This is a genomic window from Bradyrhizobium sp. USDA3516, from assembly GCF_057651995.1.
In genome coordinates this window covers 327,091-349,884 of record NZ_JBYGYN010000005.1, presented here as the reverse complement: position 1 = coordinate 349,884, position 22,794 = coordinate 327,091, and the positions used below count along the sequence as shown (strand labels likewise).

Sequence of the window (22,794 nt, the reverse complement as noted above, 5' to 3'; positions counted from 1 at the left end):
CGAGAGACCAGTGCCCGCTCACTTCACCACCCTCGCCGTCTCCAGCAATCGCTCGCTGGCGCTGGCCGTCGCCAGCACGGTGCCGTCCTCAGCCATCAGCTTGGCCTCGACGAAGGCGATGGTCTTGCCGAGCTGCGTCACCTTGGCTTCACCGACGATCGGACCGGGCCTGGCCGGTGCCAAAAAATTCACGGTCATGCTGATCGTGGTGGTGTAGAGCCGGCCCTCGCTCATCACCAGCACCGCCGGCCCCATGGTGTCGTCGAGCATGGCCGAGAGCATGCCGCCCTGGATGAAGCCCGCGGGATTGCAGAACTCCGGCTTGCCTTCGAAGCCGAGCTTGATCCAGCCCTCCTGCGGGCGGGCATCGAGCAGGTGCCAGCCGAGCAGCTCGGCGCATGGGGGCCTTGGGAAGTTATCGAGCGCGGTCTTGACCATGCGAGATCTCCTGTGCCCCGCTGTTAGCGCAAGGCTGCTGACAGCCTATTGTCAGCAGGATGGATTCTACAGACCCAATCCGTGCGCGATCACCTTGCGCATGACGTTGGGCAGCGCTTCGCCGGCCAGCGTTGCGATCGGCACCCAGCGCATGCCCTCGGGGGCGCGGGTGCAGGCCTCCACCTTCGCGGTGTAGACCACCAGCTCGAGCGGAAAATGCGTGAAGATGTGGGTGACGACGCCCACCTTGCGCTGCCAGCGCGACAGCCCCTTCAGCTGCGGCGCCTGCTGCTTGGCCGTTGCATCGTCCTGGCCGGCGAGCCAGTCCGAGCACGGCACCTCCGTCATGCCGCCGAGCAGGCCCTTTTCGGGCCGCGAGCGGACGAGCAGTTCGTCGCCGCGCGTAACCACGAAGGCGGCGCCGCGCCTGAGCGTCCCGCTCTTCTTCGGCGCCTTGCGCGGGAACGTCTCCTGGGTGCCCTGCGCGCGCGCCGTGCAGTCCTCGTTCAGCGGACACAGCGAGCAGGCCGGCTTCTTCGGGGTGCAGATCGAGGCGCCGAGATCCATCAGCGCCTGCGCGCTGTCGCCGGCGCGAGACTCCGCCAGCAGCGTCGCGGCGAGTTGCTGGATCAGCGGCTTGGCTTGCGGCAGCTCCTCCTCGACCGCGAACAGCCGCGACACCACGCGCTCGATATTGCCGTCGACCGGCATGGTGCGGCGGTCGAACGCGATCGCCGCAATCGCCGCCGCCGTGTAGGGCCCGATCCCCGGCAGCGCGCGCAGGCCCTCCTCGGTATCCGGAAACACGCCGCCATGCTCGCGCGTCACCACGACCGCGCAGGCATGAAGGTTGCGTGCGCGCGAATAATAGCCGAGCCCCGCCCACATCCGCAGCACATCGTCGAGCGAAGCCCGCCCCAGCGCCGTGACATCAGGCCAGCGCGCGACGAATTTTTCGAAATAGGGGCCGACCGCCTTCACGGTGGTCTGCTGGAGCATGATCTCGGAGAGCCATACGCGGTAGGGATCGGACGCCTCCCCGGGCGCGGCGCGCCAGGGCAGTCGGCGGCGATGGCGGTCGTACCATTGCAGGAGCGCGAGCGGGCGCGATGAGGTCTCCAACTGAGAAGGTTCCGGCTTCGGCTTGCGTGCGGATCTGGGGCTCATTCCTCACTGTAGCGGCAATGCACGGGCCTCTCCACGTCATGCCCGCGCTCGTCGCGGGCATCCACGTCTTTCTTCGCAGGAAGAACGTGGATGGCCGGGACAAGCCCGGCCATGACGGGCCCGGGGGTCTGTGGCCCGACGCCCGAAGTGCTATAAGGCCCCATGTCCAAATCCGGCCCCATCTTCAAGCCCGGCCCCATCAGCGCCAAACCGCTCGGGATCCTGCTCGACGACGTCTTCGCCGAGGCCTATGCCAAGCAGGGCTTTGCCGCGCGCGAGCTGGTGACACGGTGGGCGCAGATCGCGGGGCCGGAGATCGCGGCCCATGCCGAGCCGCTCAAGATGCAATGGCCGCGCCCGGTCGAGGGGCAGCCGCAGGAGCCGGCAACCCTGGTGCTGCGGGTCGAGGGGCCGATGGCGCTGGAGATCCAGCATTCGGCCGACGTGATCCTGGAGCGGGTCAACCGCTTCTTCGGCTGGAGCGCGGTCGGCAAGCTCGCCTTCCGCCAGGCGCCCCTGTCACGGCCGCAGGCTCGGAAGCGCCCCGGCCCGCCCGACCCCAAGGCCGTCGCCAAGGTGGCGGAGAACCTGACCGACATCGAAGATGAAGAACTGAAGACGGCGCTGGCGCGCCTCGGGGCCGCCATCAAGCGAAATTGAGCCTCATTCCGCGGCCAAACTGGACCCGTTCTTGCCGCCCGCCATTGCCTCAAGCGACGTTTCAAGCTAGCGACAGGCCGTCCAAAGGGGAACCTTGACCCGTCCTTTGGGCGAACCTTGCCAATCTCGGGAGCCGACCTTGATCATCACCCGCCGCGCCTTCACTACGATGCTGTCGCTGACCGGGCTTGCCGCGTTCGCCGGGCTCTCGCCGCTGCGGTTCATCTCGGAAGCGATGGCTCAGTCGGCCGCCGATGTGGCCAAGCCGGTGTCGCTGCCCGACATGGCGCTCGGCCCGAAGGACGCCGCCGTCACCATCACCGAATACGCCTCGATGACCTGCCCGCACTGCGCCGCCTTCAACGAGCAGGTGTTCCCGAAGATCAAGACGGAATACATCGACACCGGCAAGGTGCGTTACATCTTCCGCGAGTTCCCGCTGGACATCAAAGCCGCCGCCGGCTCGATGCTGTCGCGCTGCATCGCCAAGGACGACGCGCCGAAATATTTCGCGGTCACCGACATGCTGTTCCGCCAGCAGAACGACTGGGTGATGAAGAACACCACCGAGACCCTGACGCGGATCGGCAAGCAGGCCGGCCTCACGCAAGCGCAGGTCGAGGCCTGCCTGAAGGATCAGGCGCTGCTCGACAAGATTGCCGCCGACCAGAAATATGCCAGCGACGTGCTCAAGGTGGATTCGACGCCGACCTTCTTCATCAACGGCGAGAAGATCAAGGGCGACACCTCGTTCGAGGAGTTCGCCAAGAAGATCAATCCGCTGCTGAAGAGCTGATTCGCGCGTCAAGATCCTGATTCGCATCTCGAAAGCCGTATCTTTCCCGGCATAAATCCCTTGGGAAAAGCAGCTTTCGCCGGTTGCCCTCGCGGCGCACCACGGCCATTGTCCAGCCGCATGAGCCGCCTCGCGCGACTCACCCGGACAGCGACATTGCCTTCCATGGTATTGTCCAGGCAGGGGGATTCGTGCCTGCCAACAGAGATGCGTGCTTATGAAAATCACCCGCCTGCGCCTTCACGGTTTCAAGTCCTTCGTTGAGCCCACGGACTTCGTCATCGAGCCCGGCCTGACCGGCGTGGTCGGCCCCAATGGCTGCGGCAAGTCCAATCTCGTCGAGGCGCTGCGCTGGGCGATGGGCGAGACCTCCTACAAGAGCTTGCGCGCCGCCGACATGGACGCGGTGATCTTCGCCGGCTCCGGCAACCGTCCGGCGCGCAACCACGCCGAAGTGACGATGACGATCGACAATGCCGATCGCACCGCGCCGGCGGCGATGAACGACAGCCAGATCCTGGAAATCTCCCGCCGCATCGAGCGCGAGGCCGGCTCGGTCTATCGCATCAACGGCCGCGACGTGCGCGCCCGCGACGTGCAGATCCTGTTCGCGGACGCCGCCACCGGCGCGCGCTCGCCCGCCCTCGTCCACCAGGGCAAGATCGGCGAGATCATCCAGGCCAAGCCCGAGCAGCGCCGCCGCGTGCTGGAAGATGCCGCCGGTGTTGCCGGCCTGCATGCCCGCCGCCACGAGGCCGAGCTGCGGCTGAAGGCGGCCGAAACCAACCTCACCCGCGTCGAGGACGTGATCGGCCAGCTCGCAGGGCAGATGGAAGGCCTGAAAAAGCAGGCCCGCCAGGCCGTGCGCTATCGCGAGGTCGCGGCCAAGGTTCGCAAGGCCGAAGCCACCCTGTTCCATCTGCGCTGGATCGGCGCCCATGCCGACGTCAACGAATCCGGCCAGACCCACGATCTCGCCGTGCGCGAGATGGCCGAGCGCACCCAGCACCAGGCCGAGGCCGCCCGCATCCAGGCGATCCGCGCCGCCGAGATGCCGGCGCTGCGCGATGCCGAAGCGCGCGCCGCCGCCGGCCTGCAGCGCCTGACCAATGCCCGCGAGCAGCTCGACCGCGAGGAAGAGCGCGCCAAGGAGCGCGTCGCCGAGCTGGAGCGCCGCCTCGCCCAGTTCGAGGGCGACATCTCCCGCGCGCAGCAGCAGACCATGGATGCGGACGTCGCGCTGCAGCGGCTCGATGCGGAAGATGCCGAGCTGAAGGAAGAGATCAAGTCGCGCGTCGAGAAGCGCTCCGGCGTCGACGAGCGCGTTGCCGAAGCCGAGGCGGTGCTGACCGAAACCGAGCAGCGCTTCGCCGAGCTCACCACCGCGCTCGCCGACCTCACCGCCAAGCGCAATCAGTTAGAGGCCAACGTCCGCACCCATCGCGACAAGCTCGCCCGGCTCGATCAGGAGATCGCGAGCGTCGCGGCGGAAGAGCAGAAGCTTGCCGCCGATACCGGCGGCTTCGGCGATCTCGACGAGCTGACCGCGCTGGTCGAGACCGCGGAAGAGGCGCTGGCGGCTTCCGAAGCTGCCGCGCAGGCGAGCGAAGCGGCGCATGTCGCGGCACGCCAGACGCTGGAATCCTCGCGCTCGCCGCTGGTCGAGGCCGACAAGCGCGTGCAGCGGCTCGAGACCGAGGCGCGCACGATCTCCAAGATCGTCAACGGCGAGACCAAGAATTTGTGGCCGCCGATCATCGACGGCATCACCGTCGACAAGGGTTTTGAAAAGGCGATCGGCGCGGCACTCGGCGACGATCTCGATGCGCCGATCGATCCGTCGGCGCCGATGCGCTGGACCAATGTCGGACACACCGAGGGTGATCCGGAGCTGCCCGAAGGCGCCGTTCCGCTCGCGAGCCATGTCCAGGCGCCGGCCGAGCTGGCCCGCCGTCTCGCCCAGATCGGCGTCGTCCCGCGCGAGCGCGGCGCCGAGCTGGTGTCGCAGCTCAAGAGCGGCCAGCGGCTGGTCTCGCCCGAGGGCGACGTCTGGCGCTGGGACGGTTTTGTCGCCGCAGCACATGCCCCGACTGGCGCTGCCCGGCGTCTCGCGGAGCGAGCCCGTCTCGTCGACATCGAGAACGAGCTTGAGCAGGCCCGCATCGACGCGCAGATCAAGCGTCAGGCGCTGGAGAACGCCGAGTCCGAGCTGCAGATGGCGGCGAGCACCGAAGGCGCCAGCCGCGAAGCCTGGCGCGCCGCCCAGCGCGAGCTCAACGTCGCGCGCGAGCGCCACGCCAATGCCGAGCGCGAGATCAGCCGCCATGCCGCGCGCAAGGCGACGCTGTCGGAAGCGCACAGCCGGCTCGCCGCCGACCGCGCCGAAGCCGAGGCCGCTTACGAATACGCCCAGGCCGGCATCGGCGAACTGCCGTCGAGTGAGGACACTGAAACCCAGCTCGCCGCCGTCCGCAGCGACATCGAAGGCCGCCGCCGCATGGCCGCCCAGGTCCGCGCCGAGGCGCAGGCGCTGGCACGCGAGGCCGAGCTCGCCGATCGCCGCGTGCAGGCGATCCTCGCCGAGCGCACCGAGTGGCAGAACCGCAAGGAGAGCGCGGCCTCCCACATCGACACCATTCAGGCCCGCATCGCCGAGCTCACCATCGAGCGCAGCGAGCTCGAAAACGCCCCGGCCGTGTTCGCCGAGAAGCGCAGCGCGCTGATCACCGAGATCGAATACGCCGAGAACGACCGCCGCATGGCCGCCGACGCGCTCGCCACCGCGGAAACCGCGATGGCCGAGACCGACCGTGTCGCCAAGCTGACGCTCGAAGCCTTGTCGAGCGCCCGCGAGGCCACTGCCCGCGCCGAGGAGCGCATGGAAGGCGCCCGCCGCCGGCTCGAGGACATCGAGCGCGAGATCCGCGACATGCTCGAGGTCGAGCCGCAGGCCGTCGCCGGCCTTGCCGAGATCGAGCCCGGCGCCGAGCTGCCGCCGCTGCACGAGATCGAGGAAGACCTCGAGAAGATGCGCCGCGACCGCGAGCGCCTCGGCGCCGTCAATCTGCGCGCCGAGGAAGAGCTGCGCGAGGTCGAGACCCAGCACACCGGCCTCGTCACCGAGCGCGACGACCTCGTGGAAGCCATCAAGCGGTTGCGCCAGGGCATCCAGAGCCTCAACAAGGAGGCCCGCGAGCGGCTGCTGACCTCGTTCGAGGTCGTCAACGACCACTTCAAGCGCCTGTTCGTCGAGCTGTTCGGCGGCGGCGAGGCCGCGCTGCACCTGATCGAGAGCGACGACCCCTTGGAAGCCGGCCTCGAAATCATCGCCAAGCCGCCGGGCAAGAAGCCGCAGACGCTGTCGCTGCTCTCGGGCGGCGAGCAGGCGCTGACCGCGATGGCGCTGATCTTCGCGGTGTTCCTCACCAACCCGTCGCCGATCTGCGTGCTGGACGAAGTCGACGCGCCGCTCGACGACCACAACGTCGAACGGTACTGCAACCTTCTCCACGAGATGACCGGCTCGACCGACACGCGCTTCATCATCATCACGCACAACCCGATCACGATGGCGCGGATGAACCGCCTGTTCGGCGTCACCATGGCCGAGCGCGGCGTCTCGCAGCTGGTGTCGGTGAGCCTGCAAGAGGCGGTGGATATCCTCGACCAGAACGTGGCTTAAGGTGGCTGTCATTCCGGGGCTCGCGCAGCGAGAACCCGGAATCCATTCCTCGACCGACTCTGCTGCGCAATGGATTCCGGGTTCGATGCTACGCATCGCCCCGGAATGACGGTGGGCCAACATGATTCCCCCCACCCTCCCCGCCGAACTGAAAGCCGCTCTCGACGGCAAGCTGCAGGGGTTCTCCCGCAGCGACGCGGCCCAGCGCTCGCAAAAGATCTCGACTACGTATCGGGCCGGCGGCACCTCCGGCACGATCAAGTCCGAAGCCGATGCGCTCGCTTATGCGCTGGCGCGCATGCCTGCGACCTACGCGGCGGTGGCGGCCAGCCTCAATGCACTGACCGAGACCGCGCCCGATCTCGCCCCCGAAACGTTGCTCGACGTCGGCGCCGGCCCGGGCACCGCCAGCTGGGCGGCCGCCGAAGCCTTTCCGTCGCTGCAGGATTTCACGCTGCTCGACGCCAATGCCGCGCTGAGCCGGCTCGCGCTCGAACTGGCACACGGCAGCTCGCGATTGGCGCAGTGCCGTTATCTGCCCGGCGATGCCGGCGGCAATCTCGCCGAGGTCTCACAGGCCGATCTCGTCCTCGCCAGCTACGTCATCGGCGAGCTCAGCGCGGGTGATCAGCGCAAGCTGGCCGAGGCGATGTGGGCCAGGGCGCGCCACGCGCTGGTGGTGATCGAGCCCGGCACGCCCGCCGGCTATGCCCGCATCCTCGCCCTGCGGCAGCAGCTGATCAAAGCCGGCGCCTTCGTCGCTGCGCCCTGCCCGCACGAAAGGCCATGCCCGCTCATCGCGCCCGACTGGTGCCATTTTTCCCAGCGCCTACCGCGCTCGCAGGCGCACCGCCAGATCAAAGGCGCCGAGGTGCCGTTCGAGGACGAGCGCTTCATCTATGTCGCCCTGACCCGGACACCACCCGCGCGTGCCGCGCGCATACTGGCGCCGCCGGACATAAGTAAGGCCGAGATCACGGTGAAGCTCTGCACCGGGAACGGTGTCGCGCTGACGAAGGTCCCACGGCGCGATAAGGCCGCCTATGCGAGTGCGCGGCGCTGGCGCTGGGGCGACGCGGTCGTTGCCGAACGTTAACCTCGTTCAGGGCTTTCGCCTTGAACTCCGATGGCGCCTCATCCGACCAAATCCTACCTCCCCTCCGCGGCGGGCTCTCGTTCCGCGCCGATTTGGTCTACCCTGGCGCCCGCCTTCTTCCCTCTTCAGGAGTTCTCCATGTCGACCGGCTGGATCGTTCTCGGCGTCATCGTCGTCCTCGCGCTGTTCGCCTTCAGCGCCTACAACCGCCTGGTAGCGCTGAGCCAACGTGTCGGCCAGGCCTTTGCCGACATCGACGTGCAGCTCAAGCAGCGTCACGACCTGATCCCGAACCTGGTCGAGACGGTGAAGGGCTACGCCTCGCACGAGCGCGGCACGCTCGACGACGTCATCAAAGCGCGCAATTCGGCGATGTCGGCGCAGGGCCCGGCGCAGGTGTCCGCGGCGGAGACCCAGCTCTCCGGCGCGCTCGGCCGGCTGATCGCGCTGTCGGAGGCCTATCCCGACCTCAAGGCCAACGCCAATTTCCAGCAGCTCGCGTCCGAGCTCTCCGACCTCGAAAACAAGATCGCGGCGAGCCGCCGCTTCTTCAACAATGCGGTGCAGGAATACAATACCGGCATCCAGCAGCTTCCCGCAGCCCTGTTCGCCGGCATGTTCGGCTTCACCAAAAAGGACTTCTTCGATCTCGGCGCCAGCCGCACCGAGGTCGAGACCGTGCCGCAGGTGAAGTTCTGACGTTATCTCACCTTCGTCATTTCGGGGCGCGTCGCAGACGCGAACCCGGAATCTCGATCGAGCAACAAAGCTCGGGATTCCGGGTTCGATGCTATCGCATCGCCCCGGAATGACAGGGAAACGGAAGCAGCCATGGCCGCGTATGGTCTCTACACGCACATCGCCTCGAACAAGTTTCGTTCGATGCTGCTGCTCGCCGGCCTGTTCGCGCTGGTCTATGTGCTGGTCTATGCCGGCGCGCTGGTGGCCGAGGTCGTCATCAACGGCAATGGGACCGTCGCCTACTACCTGAGCCGCGCCTTCTCCGACCTCCTCAAGGCTGCACCGTTTGCGACCGTTGCGGCGATCGCCTGGATCGTGATCGCCTATTTCTTCCACCAGTCGATGATCGACGCCGTGACCGGCGGCCACGACGTTTTTCGGCAGGAACAGCCGCGGCTCTACAATCTGCTCGAGAACCTCTGCATCTCGCGCGGCCTCACCATGCCGAAGCTGAAGATCATGGAGAGCCCAGCGCTGAACGCATTCGCGACCGGCCTCAATCCCAGGCAATATTCCATCACCGTCACCACCGGCCTCCTCGATGCGCTCAACGACAAGGAGATCGAGGCGGTGCTCGGCCACGAGCTGACCCACATCAAGAACGGCGACGTGCAGCTCATGGTGGTTGCCGTCATCATCGCCGGCGTGGTCGGCTTCTTCGGCGAATTGTTCTTCCGTCTGTTCACGAATCTCAACTGGAGCTCGAGCTCCGGCGGCTCGTGGTCATCAGGCTCGTCCTCGTCGTCGCGGTCGTCCTCGTCGTCGAGCGACAGCAAGAGCTCCGGGGGCGGCGCGATCATCGTCATCATCATCGCGATCGTGCTGATCGTGCTGGCCTGGCTGCTGTCGCAGGTGGTGAAGCTCGCGCTGTCGCGGTCGCGCGAATATCTCGCCGATGCCGGCTCGGTCGAGCTGACGAAAGATCCCGACGCGATGATCTCGGCCCTGCGCAAGATCGAGGGCCGCGGCGAGCTGCCGGGCGCCACCTCGGCGGTGATGGAGCTCTGCGTCGACAATCCGCGCGAGGGCTTTGCCGATCTGTTCGCAACCCATCCTTCCGTGCAGTCCCGGGTCGACGCGCTGGTCAAGTTCGCCGGCGGCCGCGATCCCGGTCCGCTGCCGGATCCCGCCGAAGAGACGGAACAGCCCGAGACCGAACAGGCCGACGCGCAGGGCGGGACGCCGCCGCTCTCGCAGGGGCCGTGGAGCGATGCGGCCGGTGCCGCCAATCCGCCGCCCGTTCCCGCGCCCAGCCCTTCAGGAGCCCCGGCAGCCAATCCAATGGGACCGTGGGGCCGCCACTAACGGCGTGATTTGCCGCTTCATGTGGCGGATTTCCCGGCAATCGGGAAAATCCTCGGGAATTGCCGCAAGTGGCGCGCAAGGAATTGAATTCTCCCTTGTTTCTGCCATGTTCGCGCCCAACAGCAGACTCGGGACGTCCTTTGGGACATCGATTTGGGGCCCGGCCGATTGCGACCTCGCGATCGGGGGCGCGCGTTAGGGGACAGCAATGGCAAAGCCGGCAGTGGTTGTGGTGGGCGCGGACAAGGGCGGGGTCGGCAAGACCACGGTATCGCGCACCCTGCTCGATTATTTCTCGGCCAACAACGTGCCGACGCGGGCGTTCGACACGGAGTCGCCGCGCGGAACCCTGAAACGCTTCCACCCTGATATCACCGAGATCGTCGACATGACGACGACGTCGGACCAGATGAAGATCTTCGACACGCTCAACGCTGTCAGCCCTTCGGTTACCGTGATCGACGTCCGCGCCGGCCTGCTCTCGCCGGCGCTGGCCTCGCTCCGGGACATCGGCTTCCTCGACGCCGCCAAGGCCGGCCAGATCACCTTCGCCGTGTTCCACATCCTCGGACCCTCGATCGCCTCGCTGGAGGAGATCGCCGAGACCGCGGGCTTCATGGGCGGCGCAAAATATTTCCTGGTGAAGAACTTCATCAACGACACCCAGTTCTTCCAGTGGGACCAGGCGACCTATAATTCCTACTTCCACCGCATCAAGGACGCGACCGAGCTGACCATCCCCAAGCTCAACGAGATGGCCTATGAGCAGGTCGAGGTGTCCTCCGTCCCGTTCCTGAAATTCGTCGCCAACAAGGGCATCAACGACGAGGCCGCGAACTATTCCTTCGTGCTGCGCGGCTATGTCCGGCATTGGCTCGCCAATGTCTGGAGCGAGTTCGACCGCATCCGCCTGACCGACATCGTCGGTTCGAAGCCGGTGACCCGCAACAGCGAAAAATAGTTGCGCAAGCCGGACTGATACGGCTGGATTGGGGCGGTGACTTGGCCCAGATAATAGCTGTCGATGCCCGCAACGCCCGTCTACATCATCTGCTCGCCTCGCCCGCAGGTCGGCAAGACCTTGCTGGCGCGGCTGCTGACGGAATTCCTGCTGCTCAAGAACGGCAACGTCGCGGCCTTCGACGTCAACCTGAAAGAGCCGTCGCTGCTCGATTACCTGCCGAAGGTGACCGAGACCGCCGACGTGATCGATACCTTCGGCAAGATGCAGCTGATGGACCGCGTCATCGTCGATGACGGTGTTGCCAAGGTGATCGACCTCGGCTTCCACGCCTTCGACGAGTTCTTCAAGATGACCGAGGAGATCGGCCTCTTGAAGGAGGCGGCGCGCCGGCATGTGGCGCCGATGATCCTGTTCGTCGCCGACACCGACCGCGTCTCGGCCCGCGCCCACGAGATGCTGCGCGGGCAGATCCCGCGGATGAACCTGGTCACGGTGGACAACGAATATGTCGTCCGCGGCGAGCTGCCCGCCGCGATGGGAGGCGGCCGGCTGTTCCGCCTGCCCGCGCTGCCGGGCTTCCTGAAGACCTATATCGACCGGCTGAGTTTCTCCTTCACCGGCTATTTGCGCCAGGAGAAGGATTCGTCAACCGAACTCCACCAATGGACGCGGCGCAATTACATCGCGTTCCGGGAGCTCGAGCTCAGCCTGATCCTGCAGCGGTCGTAGGCGAATCGACCAGAACGCTCAATGCCCCTCGAACGTCATCAGCGTGCGCACCGGCACGTCCATGGCGCGCAGCTTGGCGGCGCCGCCGAGCTCGGGCAGGTCGATGATGAAACAGGCGGCGACGACGTTGGCGCCGATCTGGCGCAGCAGCTTCACCGCGCCTTCCGCGGTGCCACCGGTGGCGATGAGGTCGTCGACCAGGATCACGCGCTCGCCGGGCTGAATCGCGTCGACATGCATCTCCATCTCGTCGATGCCGTATTCGAGCGAATAGGCGATGCGCACGGTGGTGTGCGGCAGCTTGCCCTTCTTGCGGATCGGCACGAACCCGGCCGAGAGCTGATGCGCCACGGCGCCGCCGATGATGAAGCCGCGCGCCTCCATGCCGGCGACCTTGTCGATCTTGTTGCCGGCCCAGGGATTGACGAGCTCGTCGACGGCGCGGCGGAACGCGCGCGCATCCGCGAGCAAGGTGGTGATGTCGCGGAACATGATCCCGGGCTTGGGATAATCCGGGATGGTACGGACGCTCGCCTTGATGTCGTGGTCAAAGGTCATTCGGTTCTCATCTCAGTTGTCATTCCGGGGCGATGCGTCAGCATCGAACCCGGAATCTCGAGATTCCGGGTCTGGTGCTGGCGCACCATCCCGGAATGACGAGGTGAAATATCCTGCACTCAAATCGCCCCAGCATCCAGCCGGAACGCATTTTCGACAATACGTAGCCCCACCTCGCCGCCGAGCGACATCAGCGATTCCGGATGGAATTGAACGCCGGCGACCGGCAGGGTCTTGTGCTCCAGCGCCATGGCGACGCCGTCCTCGGTGCTGGCGGTGACGCTGAGCACCTCCGGCATGCTGTCGCGCTCGACATAGAGCGAGTGATAGCGGCCGATGACGATCTCGTTCGGCAGGTTGCGCATCAGCCGGCCACCGCGGACCTGCACCCGCGAGGGCCGGCCGTGGGCGGGATGGGTGAGCTGGCCGAGCTCGCCGCCGAAATACTCCCCGATCGCCTGCACGCCGAGGCAGACGCCGAACACCGGCAGCTTCTTCTCCAGCGCCGCATCGATGGTCTTCTTGATCCCAAAATCCTCAGGGCGCCCGGGGCCCGGCGACAACACCAGCAAATCCCACCTCTTCCGCTCCAGCATGTCGAGCGCATGCACATAGCGGACCACGGTGACGCTGGCGCCGACCTGGCGGAAATAGTCGGCGAGCATGTGCACGAAGCTGTCGTCGTGGTCGATCAGCAGCACCTGCTTGCCCGAGCCGGTGGCATCGGGTGCAAAGGTCGAGAGCGGCTTCGGTGGATCGCCGCGCAGCGCCTGGAACAGCGCGGCGGCCTTGACCTGGCACTCGCGGTCTTCTGCGGCGGGGTCGGAATCGAACAGGCAGGTGGCGCCGACGCGCACTTCGGCGAGACCGTCCTTCATGCGGATGGTGCGGATGGTGAGGCCGGTGTTGATGCTGCCGTCGAAATTCACCGCGCCGATCGCACCGGCATACCAGCGCCGCGGCGAGCGCTCGTGATCCTCGACGAACTGCATCGCCCACAGCTTCGGCGCGCCTGTCACGGTGACGGCCCAGGCGTGGGTGAGGAAGGCATCCAGCGCGTCGAAGCCGGGGCGCAGCATGCCTTCGACATGATCGACGGTGTGGAACAGTTTTGAGTAGGTCTCGATCTGGCGGCGCGCCAGCACCTTGATCGTGCCGGGCACGCAGACGCGCGCCTTGTCGTTGCGGTCGACGTCGGTGCACATGTTGAGCTCGAACTCGTCCTTCTCCGAGTTCAGGAGCTGGCGGATCTGCTCGGCATCGCCGATCGCATCCCTGCCGCGCGCGATCGTGCCCGAGATCGGGCAGGTCTCGACGCGGCGGCCGTCCGAGCGCACGAACATTTCGGGCGAAGCCGAGACCAGGAATTCGCCCTCGCCGAGATTCATCAGCGCACCATAGGGCGATGGGTTGATGACGCAGAGGCGCTGAAACACTTCGGCCGGCGAGCGGTCGCAGGGCTCGGCGAACAGCTGGCCGGGCACCGCCTCGAACAGATCGCCACGGGCGAAGGCCGCGCGCGCGGTCTCGACCGTGGCCTGATATTCGCCCGGCGCGTGATCGGCAAAGCCCTGGCGCGGCGTCTTCTGATAGAGGCTGTCGGCGGTCTCGCGCGGTCGGCCTTCGGTGGATTTGCCGTTCCAGGCGAAATCATAAGAGAGCACCACGCCGCGGCCGGTGGCGCGATCATAGGCCAGCAGGCGATCGGGCACGTAGAGCACGATATCGCGCTGGTCGGCCTCGCGCGGGCGTTTCTGCACGAGGTCCTCGATCTGGAACACGAGGTCGTAGGCGAAGGCGCCGAACAGGCCGAGCAGGCCGTCGTCATTGGCGGAGAAGGCGGCGACGAGATCGCGCACCAGCGACATCACGCTGGCGCGCCGGGTGCGCTGGTCCTCCTCGACCGGGGCATCGCCGCGGATGATGTGGCCGGCAAGGCGCGTTGCCGTCTTCTCGGAGATGACGACGCAGGGCTCACGCAGCACGTCGCCGAGGAAGGCGATCAGCACCTCTCCGCGCGCGTTCAGCGCTTCCAGCCTGAAATTGACGCCCACCGTCTCGAGCTTGAGCGGCGGATCGGAGAAGCCGAGGTCGAAGCTCTCGTAGCGACCGGGCACGGTGGTGCCCGAGGACAGCACCACGCCGCGGCGGCGGTCGAGCAGGCTGACGAGATCGTCGAGCCGGCTGGCGCCGCCGGTGAATTGCTCGGCCACGCGCGTGATCGCCAGACCCGCGCGGGTCACATAGTCGCTACGGGCCGGAAGGGCAAAGACGGTCCTGTTCATGTCGTCCTCTTACGAAACTTGCCGAGGGAACGCCACACAGGACAAACGATCAGGCCGCCGCACTGCGTGGGCGACCTTCGACGATTTTGGGAAAAGAAATCGCACCGGCCACCTCGTCAGGAGGTGCGCCACCAAAGACGGGCTGGGCGGACGGCGGTGCTCATGGGCGGATACTCACCATGGCCCGGCGGCGGCGTCAAGGGCGGCCGGGGCGGCTTCAATCGCCAAAATGGCGGACGGCCAGGTCTCAGCCGCTTTAAGCCCGCATCTGCAGGCTGTCGCGTCCTATGGCCGCGTCCGCGGCATGACGCTCAATCTCGGCTCGCGTTACCGTGAGCAGAAGTTCACCGTCGGGTTCGACGACATTGCCACGGTCAGCCAAGGTTTCAACCATGACACCTGTCTTTCCTGTGACCGCACACCATGTGGCACGATCGTCGCTCACGCGCAGCGCCGTGATCATCGCGGCCGGATCCAGATCCAACTTTCGCAACAGGAGGTCGATCGCTTCGGCCGCCAGATTTTGCTCGGCAATTCTCAAGAAATTCCGGATCGTGTCAGCGCCTACAGTCGACTAACGCGCGCCCACCAGTGTGGGCGGAAAGCTCTTCAATACTTCATGCATGTCCGACGGCTTCGGGCTCTGGCTCCCCGGGCCGAATTCGTAAAATTCTCCACCCGCCCGCTCGTAGACGCACAGGCGCGAACCCTTGTCGGTCTTGACGCCAATGGCAATGCCCTGCGCCCCTTCAGCATCCATATTGCTTCCCGCGAACACCTGAAGCTTGAGCTCCGGGTCAGGCCTCACCGCCCCGCACGCGGCGGCGATCGTGAGCTGCAGGCGGTCAGTGATCTGGTAGCTGATGTGGCGAACGCTCAGCCAGATCCGACGTTGCGACAGATGTGGATTAAGTTGCGCAAGCCGTTCGATTTCGGAGGCGTACTGTTCCTGCGCGACAGCATGCAATTCAGGCCAGCTTGCGATCCATCGGGCCGCAAGTTGTGTCATTGGTTGCTGTCCTTCTGCTTCATAGAAGCGACGATCAAGCGCATCGAGCGCCGAGGCTCGTTTCTCGAAGCCATTCTGCTGCACGCTCTCTTGGGGATTATCCCGTACTCAAGCGATCATTTCCTGCAATATACGATGTTGCGCGCTCGCTCCCATCGCTTCGAGTCCGGCGAGCGCATCGCCAGGCGTCGTGGGAAGCATCGAAACGCCCGTGTTACCGATGAACTGGCTGTGACCGCCGTTGTTGACCTGAGCCAGATAGTAGTCGGCGTGATAGGCCTGCATGGCCACAGCGGGCAGTTCACGTCCGGAGTACACACCGACGCGTTGCATTTGGTTGACGTAGTCGACCACCGCGTGGGTTAGACATTCGGCCTTCTCAGGGTCCTGGGCCGCCTCCAGCCGCTCGCGAGGCAAAACAACCGTCGTCAACCGACCATCCACAATCATCACCCCCTCCACAGTCGCGTAGCGAAGCGCTACACGGCTGCAGCCTATGATTGCAGCGAGCCGTTATCAATGGCGATGCAACACGTGCGCAGATCAACCCGCGCACTACCGCTAGTGCTACCCCAGATGCTTCCGGAAAAACTCGGTCGCCCGGCCCCAGGCGAGCTCGGCGGCTTCGCGGTCGTGCACGGCCTGGCGCTGCTCGTTGACGAAGGCGTGCTCGGCGTCATAGCGGAACAGCTCCAGCGACTTGCCGGCGGCCTTCATGGCCTTTTCGAAGCCGCCCACCAGCTCCGGCGTGCACCAATCGTCCTTGTTGGCGAAATGGGCCTGGAGCGGGATCTTGACGTCGGCGGGCTTGGCCGCCTGCTCGGGCGGAATGCCGTAGAACACGACGCCAGCCGCGAGCTCCGGGATTTTGGTCGCGCCGATGATGGTGACGGCGCCGCCGAGGCAGAAGCCGGTCAGCCCGACCTTGGCACCGTTGCGCGACAGATATTGCGCGGCGCCGCGCACGGTCTGCGTGGTGGCGTCCATGAAATCGAGCGAGTTCATCTCCTTGTTGGCGCTGTCCGTGTCGTGATACGGCACCACCTTGCCCTTGTAGAGGTCGGGCGCCAGCGCATCGAAGCCGGCGAGCGCGAAGCGGTCGCACAGGCCCTTGATCTGATCCGACAGGCCCCACCATTCCTGGATCACGACCACGCCCGGCGCATTGCCGCGTGCGGCATTGGCAAGATAGCCCGAGGCGTCCTTACCGTCCGGGCGCTTGAAGGTGATGCTGGTTCCCATGGTGTCCTCCGGTGAGTTTCTGGGGGATCGGTTGGCGGCATTTTGGCGGGTGAGAGCGGGCGGCGCAATCCACACTCTCGTCATTCCGGGGCGATGCGTCAGCATCGAGCCCGGAATCCATTCATCACCGTCTCTGCCACGCAATGGATTCTCAGGTGCGCAATTGCGCACCATAGCTCGCGCTATCGCGCGCCCCGGAATGACAGCCAACAAAAAAGCCCCCTTGCGGGGGGCTTTTGCATTTCTCGTCTTTCACCGCTCAGTGCGAGTCGGCCCAGACCTTCTTCTTGGTGAAGTACATCAGGCCCGCGAAGACGATCAGGAACGCGAAGACCTGGGCGCCGAGGCGCTTGCGCGCTTCCATGTGCGGCTCGGCGGTCCACATCAGGAAGGTGGTGACGTCCTTGGAATACTGCGCGACCGTGGCCGGCGCACCGTCGTCGTAGGTCACCTGACCGTCGCTCAGCGGTTTCGGCATCTTGATGGCGTGACCGGGGAAGTACTTGTTGTAGTAGGAGCCCTCCGGAATGGTGACGCCCTCCGGCACCTTCTCCTCATAGCCCTGGAGCAATGCGGTGACATAGTCAGGCCCCTGCTCCTGGTACTGGGTGAAGACGTCGAAGATGAACCAGGGGAAGCCGCGCTTGTAGGAGCGCGCCTTGGTAATCAGCGACAGGTCCGGCGGCGCCGCACCGCCGTTCGCGGCACGCGCGGCCTGCTCGTTCGGGAATGGCGAGGGGAAATAGTCCGCCGGCCGGCCCGGCCGCTCGAACATGTCCCCTGCATCGTTCGGGCCGTCCTTGACCTTGTACTCGGATGCAAAGGCAGCGGCCTGCGCCACCGAATAGCCGGGCCCGCCGGGCTCGGCGAGGTTGCGGAAGGCGACGTAGGACAGGCCGTGGCAACTGGCGCAGACCTCCTTGTAGACCTTGAGGCCGCGCTGCAGCGCGCCGCGGTCGAACTTACCGAAAGGGCCCGAGAACGACCATTTGTTGCCCGGCGGCTTGTCGCCGCCCTCAGCCGCCTTCGCGCTGTCCATCGAGCCCGCGAACAGCGAAGCGGCGAGTGCCAGCACGATCGCGGTCGAAACCATCGGTGTCGACCTGCTCCCGGTCTTGGCCAGCACCGCATCCGAGATCGAGTTCGGCACCGGCCGCGGCTTCTCGATGCGTGCGAGCAGCGGCAGCACGATCAGGAAGTAAGCGAAGTAGCAGAACGTCAGGATCCGGCCGGCAATGACGTAGATGCCCTCCGGCGGCTGTGCCCCGAGATAGCCGAGCAGGATGCAGACCGCGACGAAGATCCAGAAGAACTGCTTGGCCAGCGGACGGTACTTCGACGACCTGGTCTTCGCGCTGTCGAGCCAGGGCAGGAAGCACAGGATGATGATCGCGCCGAACATCGCGATGACGCCCGCGAGCTTGTCCGGGATCGAGCGCAGGATCGCGTAGAACGGCAGGTAATACCATTCCGGCACGATGTGCGGCGGCGTCACGCCCGGGTTCGCCGGAATGTAATTGTCGGCGTCGCCGAGATAGTTCGGCATGTAAAAGATGAACCAGGCATACAGCAGCATGAAGCAGGTGACGCCGAACATGTCCTTTATGGTCGCGTGCGGCGTGAACGGCACCGTGTCCTTTTCCGTCTTCGGCTCGACGCCATCAGGATTGTTCTGGCCGGCGACGTGCAGCGCCCAGACGTGGAGCACGACGACGCCGGCGATCACGAACGGCAAGAGATAGTGCAGCGAGAAGAAGCGGTTCAGCGTCGGGTTGCCGACCGCATAGCCGCCCCACAGCAGCGTCACGATGCTCTCGCCGACATAGGGAACGGCCGAGAACAGGTTGGTGATGACGGTGGCGCCCCAGAAGCTCATCTGGCCCCAGGGCAGCACGTAGCCCATGAAGCCGGTCGCCATCATCAGGAGGTAGATGATGACGCCGAGGATCCACAGCACCTCGCGCGGCTCCTTGTACGACCCGTAGTACAGGCCGCGGAACATGTGGACGTAGACGGCGACGAAGAACATCGAGGCGCCGACCGCGTGCATGTTGCGCAGCAGCCAGCCGTAGTTCACGTCGCGGACGATCAGCTCGACCGACTTGAAGGCGAGATCGGCGTTCGGCGTGTAGTGCATCGCCAGGATCACGCCGGTCAGGATCTGCATCCCGAGCATGAAGGAGAGAATGGCGCCGAAGGTCCACCAATAGTTCAGGTTGCGCGGGGTGGGATAGGCGACGAAAGAGGAATGGATGAGACCAAAGATCGGCAGGCGCCGCTCGATCCATTGCAGGGCCGGATTGCTCGGCTGGTAGTCGGATGGTCCGCTCATGATGCGATCCTGAGGAAATAATACGACGAGACGGCGCGAAGCTTCGGACTAAGGTCCGAAGCTCAGCCGATCTGGATTTTGGTGTCGGAAACGAACTGGTACGGCGGCACGGGCAGGTTCGAGGGCGCAGGGCCCTGGCGGATGCGGCCGGACGTATCGTAAACCGAACCATGGCAGGGGCAGAAGAACCCGTCGTAGCTGCCTTCATGAGCGATCGGGATGCAGCCGAGATGGGTGCAGATGCCGATCACGACCAGCCACTGCTCGTGGCCGGACTTGACCCGGGCCTCGTCGGTCTGCGGATCCGGCAGGCTCGCGACGTTGACCGCGCGCGCCTCGTCGATCTGCTTCTTGGTGCGGTGGCTGATGTAGATCGGCTTGCCGCGCCAGAACACCTTGATGTCCTGGCCTTCCGCGATCGGGCTGAGATCGACCTCGATCGGCGCACCGGCGGCGATGGTCGAGGCATCGGGATTCATTTGGGAGATGAAGGGCCAGAGCGCGGCCGCGCCCCCTACTGCTGCAGCTGCCCCCGTTGCAACGAATAAGAAATCACGGCGTGTCGGATGGTCCGCCGAAGACGCTGTCGTCACGATTCCAACCCTTTCTTCTTGCGCTACCGGTGGAACCGCTCCGAGGGGCGCCCAAGAGGTCCCCGGAAAGGCTGCCGGCGCCCGCGGCCCCCCGCGGCGGCAGAACTTGGCTTGTTCACCTCTAAACGGGTGAAACAGCAGTCCAGAATCGTTCTATTGGCACCCTTGCCGGGCGAGCGCAAGCCCGCTAACGGCGTGGGAGCGTGCCATGCACGAATTCCCGGGCGGGCGATGTTTTATTGAGACATTTTGCGCCCGCAAGCCAACTCGCGGCCACCCATGCAGATCGCGCTTTTCCAGCCTGACATCCCCCAGAACACCGGCACGATTCTTCGCCTCTGCGCCTGCCTGGGGCTTGATGCCCATATCGTCGAACCGGCGGGCTTTCCCATCTCGGACCGCCTGTTCCGCCGGGCGGGAATGGATTACCTCGACCATGTCAGGCTGACCCGCCACGTCTCCTGGACGGCATTCGAGGACTGGCGCGCAGGCCAGGGTCACCGGCTGCTGCTGTTCACCACCAGGGCCGCCACCGACTACCGCGATTTTCATTACCAGAGCTCGGACATCCTGCTATTCGGGCGCGAGAGCGCCGGCGTCACCGATGCGGTGGTCGAGGCCGCCGATGCGCGCCTGGTGATCCCGATCAAGGCGGGGCTGCGGTCGCTCAATGTGGCCATGAGCGTGGCCATGGCCGCCGGCGAGGCGCTGCGGCAGATCCGGAACCCGCAAGGCTTGGCAGATTGAGGAGAGAGGCTTGAGTTACGCGGTCAAGGAAATCTTCCTGACCCTGCAAGGCGAAGGCGCCCATGCCGGGCGCGCGTCGGTGTTCTGCCGCTTTGCCGGCTGCAACCTCTGGAGCGGGCGGGAGGCCGACCGCGCGGATGCAACCTGCAAGTTCTGCGACACCGATTTCGTCGGCACCGACGGCACGCTCGGCGGGCGCTACGGTTCGGCTGCGGAACTCGCCGACACCATCGCCGCGCAATGGACGGCGGCGGCCGCCAATCGCTATGTGGTGCTGACCGGCGGCGAGCCGCTGCTCCAGGTCGACGCCGCGCTGATCGAGGCGCTGCACGAAAGAGGCTTCGAGATCGGCGTCGAGACTAACGGCACGATCGCGGCCCCTGATGGCCTCGACTGGATCTGCGTCAGCCCCAAGGGCGGCAGCGAGTTGGTCCTGCGGCGGGGCCACGAGCTGAAGCTGGTCTATCCGCAGGCGCTGGCGGCGCCTGAGACGTTCGAGGGTCTCGCCTTCGAGCGCTTCTCGCTGCAGCCGATGGACGGGCCCGAAATCATCGAGAACACCGCGCGCGCGATCGACTATTGCCTGCGCCATCCGCAATGGCGGCTCAGCGTGCAGACCCACAAATCGCTCGGCATCAGATAGGACGCGGCGTGCGAATGCAGATGGACGTCACGACGATCGAAGACCGCAAGTCCCGCGCCCGCGCCTGGTTCGAGCGCTTGCGCGACGACATCTGCGCGAGCTTCGAGCGGCTCGAGGACGAGGCCCCGCAAGGCCTCTATCCGGGCGAGGCCGGCCGCTTCCGGCGCACGCCTTGGCAGCGCGCCGACCATTCCGGCGCGCCCGGCGGCGGCGGCGTGATGTCGATGATGCACGGCCGGCTGTTCGAGAAGGTCGGCGTGCACTGCTCGACCGTGCACGGCGAGTTCGCACCCGAATTCCGGGCCCAGATCCCCGGCGCCGCGGAGGATCCAAAATTCTGGGCCTCCGGCATCTCGCTGATCGCGCACATGCGCAATCCGAACGTTCCCGCCGTGCACATGAACACGCGCTTCGTCGTCACCACGAAGGCCTGGTTCGGCGGCGGCGCCGACCTGACGCCGGTGCTGGAGCGCAGGCGGACGCAGGACGATCCCGACAGCACCGCCTTCCACGCCGCAATGAGAGAGGCCTGCGCGCAACCGAGCGGCGTTGCCGATTACGACAAGTACAAGAAGTGGTGCGACGAGTATTTCTACCTGCCGCACCGGAAAGAGGCGCGCGGCATCGGCGGCATCTTCTACGACTGGCACGACAGCGGCGACTGGGACGCCGACCTCGCCTTCACCCAGGACGTCGGCCGCGCCTTCCTGAAGATCTATCCCGAGATCGTTCGGCGCAACTTCGCGAGCGCCTGGACCGCTGCGGACCGCGAGGAGCAATTGATCCGCCGCGGCCGCTACGTCGAGTTCAACCTGCTCTACGACCGCGGCACCATCTTCGGGCTGAGGACGGGCGGCAACGTGGACTCCATCCTGTCGTCGCTGCCGCCGGAGGTGAAGTGGCCATGAACGCAGTGCTGCCGCCGCTGCCCCGCGCCATGCTGATCGACATGGACGACACCATCCTGTCGGCCTATGGCCGGCCCGAGATTGCCTGGAACACGATCACGGCCGAGTTTGCCGAAGAGCTCGCCCCGCTGCCGCCGCCGATGGTCGCGACTGCGGTGCTGGCCTTCGCGCGGAACTTCTGGGCCAATGCCGAGCCGGCATGGCGGATGAAGCTCGCCGAGGCGCGGCACCTGACGGTGAAGGGCGGCTTCGCGGCGCTCGCGGCCGCAGGCCACCGCGCCCTGCCCGACGACCTCGCCATCCGCCTCGCCGACCGCTTCACCGCCTATCGCGAGGAGGAGATGTTCGTCTTTCCCGGCGCGCACGAGGCGATCGACCAGTTCAAGGCGCTCGGCATCAAGCTTGCGCTGGTCACCAACGGCGCTGCCGACATGCAGCGCGCCAAGGTCGAGCGCTTCGAGCTGGCGCATCGCTTCGACCACATCCAGATCGAAGGCGAGCACGGCTTCGGCAAGCCCGAGGAGCGCGCCTATCTGCACGCGATGCAGGCGCTCGGCGTCACGCCTGCGGACACCTGGATGATCGGCGACAATCTTGAATGGGAAGTCGTGACGCCGCAACGCCTCGGCATCTATGCGATCTGGATGGACGTGCATGGCGAGGGCCTGCCCGAGGGATCGACGGTCAAGCCCGACCGCATCATCCGCTCGCTCGGCGAGCTGCTGCCCGACCGGGCATGATCGAGGCCCCAAAACAAAACTGCGAAAACAACCCCATGCACAGTAGCCGGCGGCTGCAAAATCAACGCCTTACGGATTTTGCGAAAAATTTCTGATCCGTCGGGCAAAACAGGGGTAGTATGGCATCGTCGCGAGGGGTGGACGAGCCTGGTCGCGCTG

22 protein-coding genes are annotated in these 22,794 nt (G+C 65.8%); 12 read left to right on the top strand and 10 right to left on the bottom strand.

The features are described from left to right. Positions 1 to 18: 18 nt before the first annotated feature. Together AC24YW_RS18670 and mutY are read right to left on the bottom strand one after the other, a co-directional pair. The gene (locus AC24YW_RS18670; protein ID WP_487484081.1) at positions 19 to 438 is read right to left on the bottom strand and encodes a PaaI family thioesterase; all 420 of its coding nucleotides are present in this window, start codon (positions 436 to 438) and stop codon (positions 19 to 21) included. A gap of 66 nt (positions 439 to 504) precedes the next feature. Then, on the bottom strand, positions 505 to 1,605 hold the full coding sequence (gene mutY, locus AC24YW_RS18665; protein ID WP_487484080.1) for an A/G-specific adenine glycosylase: 1,101 nt from the start codon (positions 1,603 to 1,605) through the stop codon (positions 505 to 507). A gap of 162 nt (positions 1,606 to 1,767) precedes the next feature. Here mutY and AC24YW_RS18660 point away from each other — a divergent pair, with 162 nt between their 5' ends. From AC24YW_RS18660 to AC24YW_RS18625, 8 genes are all read left to right on the top strand, one after another. Continuing rightward, positions 1,768 to 2,265, top strand: a complete 498-nt coding sequence (locus AC24YW_RS18660) for a DUF721 domain-containing protein (protein WP_487484079.1) — start codon at positions 1,768 to 1,770, stop codon at positions 2,263 to 2,265. A gap of 139 nt (positions 2,266 to 2,404) precedes the next feature. Next, positions 2,405 to 3,061, top strand: a complete 657-nt coding sequence (locus AC24YW_RS18655; RefSeq protein WP_487484078.1) for a DsbA family protein — start codon at positions 2,405 to 2,407, stop codon at positions 3,059 to 3,061. 217 nt (positions 3,062 to 3,278) lie between these two features. Continuing rightward, positions 3,279 to 6,743, top strand: a complete 3,465-nt coding sequence (smc, locus tag AC24YW_RS18650; RefSeq protein ID WP_487484077.1) for a chromosome segregation protein SMC — start codon at positions 3,279 to 3,281, stop codon at positions 6,741 to 6,743. Positions 6,744 to 6,864: 121 nt separating this feature from the next. After that, complete coding sequence (locus AC24YW_RS18645) at positions 6,865 to 7,839, top strand: small ribosomal subunit Rsm22 family protein (RefSeq protein ID WP_487484076.1); 975 nt, start codon at positions 6,865 to 6,867, stop codon at positions 7,837 to 7,839. Positions 7,840 to 7,977: 138 nt separating this feature from the next. Next, positions 7,978 to 8,538: a LemA family protein gene (locus AC24YW_RS18640; RefSeq protein WP_025038150.1), complete on the top strand. Its 561-nt coding sequence runs from the start codon at positions 7,978 to 7,980 to the stop codon at positions 8,536 to 8,538. Between the two features lie 132 nt (positions 8,539 to 8,670). Beyond that, complete coding sequence (locus tag AC24YW_RS18635; protein ID WP_487484075.1) at positions 8,671 to 9,885, top strand: M48 family metallopeptidase; 1,215 nt, start codon at positions 8,671 to 8,673, stop codon at positions 9,883 to 9,885. Between the two features lie 208 nt (positions 9,886 to 10,093). Further along, the gene (locus AC24YW_RS18630; protein ID WP_291630595.1) at positions 10,094 to 10,846 is read left to right on the top strand and encodes a P-loop NTPase family protein; all 753 of its coding nucleotides are present in this window, start codon (positions 10,094 to 10,096) and stop codon (positions 10,844 to 10,846) included. A gap of 63 nt (positions 10,847 to 10,909) precedes the next feature. Beyond that, the gene (locus AC24YW_RS18625) at positions 10,910 to 11,578 is read left to right on the top strand and encodes a hypothetical protein (protein WP_487484074.1); all 669 of its coding nucleotides are present in this window, start codon (positions 10,910 to 10,912) and stop codon (positions 11,576 to 11,578) included. A gap of 18 nt (positions 11,579 to 11,596) precedes the next feature. Here AC24YW_RS18625 and AC24YW_RS18620 read toward each other — a convergent pair whose 3' ends face one another. From AC24YW_RS18620 to petA, 8 genes are all read right to left on the bottom strand, one after another. After that, on the bottom strand, positions 11,597 to 12,136 hold the full coding sequence (locus AC24YW_RS18620) for an adenine phosphoribosyltransferase (RefSeq protein ID WP_018323310.1): 540 nt from the start codon (positions 12,134 to 12,136) through the stop codon (positions 11,597 to 11,599). Positions 12,137 to 12,255: 119 nt separating this feature from the next. Continuing rightward, positions 12,256 to 14,421: an anthranilate synthase component I gene (locus AC24YW_RS18615; RefSeq protein ID WP_487484073.1), complete on the bottom strand. Its 2,166-nt coding sequence runs from the start codon at positions 14,419 to 14,421 to the stop codon at positions 12,256 to 12,258. Positions 14,422 to 14,677: 256 nt separating this feature from the next. Next, the gene (locus AC24YW_RS18610; RefSeq protein WP_487484072.1) at positions 14,678 to 14,962 is read right to left on the bottom strand and encodes a hypothetical protein; all 285 of its coding nucleotides are present in this window, start codon (positions 14,960 to 14,962) and stop codon (positions 14,678 to 14,680) included. A 33-nt stretch (positions 14,963 to 14,995) separates the two neighbouring features. Beyond that, positions 14,996 to 15,514 carry a hypothetical protein gene (locus tag AC24YW_RS18605; protein WP_487484071.1) on the bottom strand — a complete coding sequence of 173 codons (519 nt, stop codon included), beginning with the start codon at positions 15,512 to 15,514 and terminating at the stop codon, positions 14,996 to 14,998. A gap of 24 nt (positions 15,515 to 15,538) precedes the next feature. Continuing rightward, positions 15,539 to 15,880, bottom strand: coding sequence for a DMP19 family protein (locus tag AC24YW_RS18600; protein WP_487484070.1), 342 nt, complete (start codon positions 15,878 to 15,880; stop codon positions 15,539 to 15,541). Between the two features lie 117 nt (positions 15,881 to 15,997). Next, positions 15,998 to 16,672 (bottom strand): dienelactone hydrolase family protein, encoded by a 675-nt coding sequence (locus AC24YW_RS18595; RefSeq protein ID WP_197949347.1) that lies wholly within the window; start codon positions 16,670 to 16,672, stop codon positions 15,998 to 16,000. 259 nt (positions 16,673 to 16,931) lie between these two features. Continuing rightward, complete coding sequence (fbcH, locus tag AC24YW_RS18590; protein WP_487484069.1) at positions 16,932 to 19,004, bottom strand: cytochrome b/c1; 2,073 nt, start codon at positions 19,002 to 19,004, stop codon at positions 16,932 to 16,934. A gap of 62 nt (positions 19,005 to 19,066) precedes the next feature. Then, entirely contained in the window at positions 19,067 to 19,597 is a 531-nt protein-coding gene (gene petA, locus AC24YW_RS18585; RefSeq protein ID WP_487484068.1) for a ubiquinol-cytochrome c reductase iron-sulfur subunit, read from the bottom strand. Positions 19,598 to 19,876: 279 nt separating this feature from the next. Here petA and AC24YW_RS18580 point away from each other — a divergent pair, with 279 nt between their 5' ends. The 4 genes from AC24YW_RS18580 to AC24YW_RS18565 are packed head-to-tail and all read left to right on the top strand — an operon-like array spanning position 19,877 to position 22,635. After that, positions 19,877 to 20,344 (top strand): tRNA (cytidine(34)-2'-O)-methyltransferase, encoded by a 468-nt coding sequence (locus AC24YW_RS18580; protein ID WP_487484067.1) that lies wholly within the window; start codon positions 19,877 to 19,879, stop codon positions 20,342 to 20,344. A gap of 10 nt (positions 20,345 to 20,354) precedes the next feature. Further along, the gene (queE, locus tag AC24YW_RS18575) at positions 20,355 to 20,987 is read left to right on the top strand and encodes a 7-carboxy-7-deazaguanine synthase (RefSeq protein WP_487484066.1); all 633 of its coding nucleotides are present in this window, start codon (positions 20,355 to 20,357) and stop codon (positions 20,985 to 20,987) included. A 20-nt stretch (positions 20,988 to 21,007) separates the two neighbouring features. Continuing rightward, positions 21,008 to 21,895, top strand: coding sequence for an oxygen-dependent coproporphyrinogen oxidase (gene hemF, locus AC24YW_RS18570; RefSeq protein ID WP_487484230.1), 888 nt, complete (start codon positions 21,008 to 21,010; stop codon positions 21,893 to 21,895). Beyond that, a complete protein-coding gene (locus AC24YW_RS18565; RefSeq protein WP_487484065.1) occupies positions 21,892 to 22,635 on the top strand; it encodes an HAD family hydrolase in 744 nt (247 codons plus the stop codon). The genes hemF and AC24YW_RS18565 overlap by 4 nt, the downstream gene beginning before the upstream one ends. Positions 22,636 to 22,794 lie beyond the last annotated feature (159 nt).

Bases quoted from the DNA above. Each gene is read 5' to 3' on its own strand.
- AC24YW_RS18615 (WP_487484073.1), bottom strand. From the start codon at position 14,421: ATGAACAGGACCGTCTTTGCCCTTCCGGCCCGTAGCGACTATGTGACC.
- hemF (WP_487484230.1), top strand. From the start codon at position 21,008: ATGGACGTCACGACGATCGAAGACCGCAAGTCCCGCGCCCGCGCCTGG.
- AC24YW_RS18635 (WP_487484075.1), top strand. From the start codon at position 8,671: ATGGCCGCGTATGGTCTCTACACGCACATCGCCTCGAACAAGTTTCGT.
- AC24YW_RS18660 (WP_487484079.1), top strand. From the start codon at position 1,768: ATGTCCAAATCCGGCCCCATCTTCAAGCCCGGCCCCATCAGCGCCAAA.
- AC24YW_RS18630 (WP_291630595.1), top strand. From the start codon at position 10,094: ATGGCAAAGCCGGCAGTGGTTGTGGTGGGCGCGGACAAGGGCGGGGTC.
- AC24YW_RS18580 (WP_487484067.1), top strand. From the start codon at position 19,877: ATGCAGATCGCGCTTTTCCAGCCTGACATCCCCCAGAACACCGGCACG.
- AC24YW_RS18595 (WP_197949347.1), bottom strand. From the start codon at position 16,672: ATGGGAACCAGCATCACCTTCAAGCGCCCGGACGGTAAGGACGCCTCG.
- fbcH (WP_487484069.1), bottom strand. From the start codon at position 19,004: ATGAGCGGACCATCCGACTACCAGCCGAGCAATCCGGCCCTGCAATGG.
- AC24YW_RS18625 (WP_487484074.1), top strand. From the start codon at position 10,910: ATGCCCGCAACGCCCGTCTACATCATCTGCTCGCCTCGCCCGCAGGTC.
- mutY (WP_487484080.1), bottom strand. From the start codon at position 1,605: ATGAGCCCCAGATCCGCACGCAAGCCGAAGCCGGAACCTTCTCAGTTG.
- AC24YW_RS18640 (WP_025038150.1), top strand. From the start codon at position 7,978: ATGTCGACCGGCTGGATCGTTCTCGGCGTCATCGTCGTCCTCGCGCTG.
- AC24YW_RS18670 (WP_487484081.1), bottom strand. From the start codon at position 438: ATGGTCAAGACCGCGCTCGATAACTTCCCAAGGCCCCCATGCGCCGAG.
- AC24YW_RS18565 (WP_487484065.1), top strand. From the start codon at position 21,892: ATGAACGCAGTGCTGCCGCCGCTGCCCCGCGCCATGCTGATCGACATG.
- AC24YW_RS18620 (WP_018323310.1), bottom strand. From the start codon at position 12,136: ATGACCTTTGACCACGACATCAAGGCGAGCGTCCGTACCATCCCGGAT.
- AC24YW_RS18645 (WP_487484076.1), top strand. From the start codon at position 6,865: ATGATTCCCCCCACCCTCCCCGCCGAACTGAAAGCCGCTCTCGACGGC.
- AC24YW_RS18600 (WP_487484070.1), bottom strand. From the start codon at position 15,880: ATGATTGTGGATGGTCGGTTGACGACGGTTGTTTTGCCTCGCGAGCGG.
- smc (WP_487484077.1), top strand. From the start codon at position 3,279: ATGAAAATCACCCGCCTGCGCCTTCACGGTTTCAAGTCCTTCGTTGAG.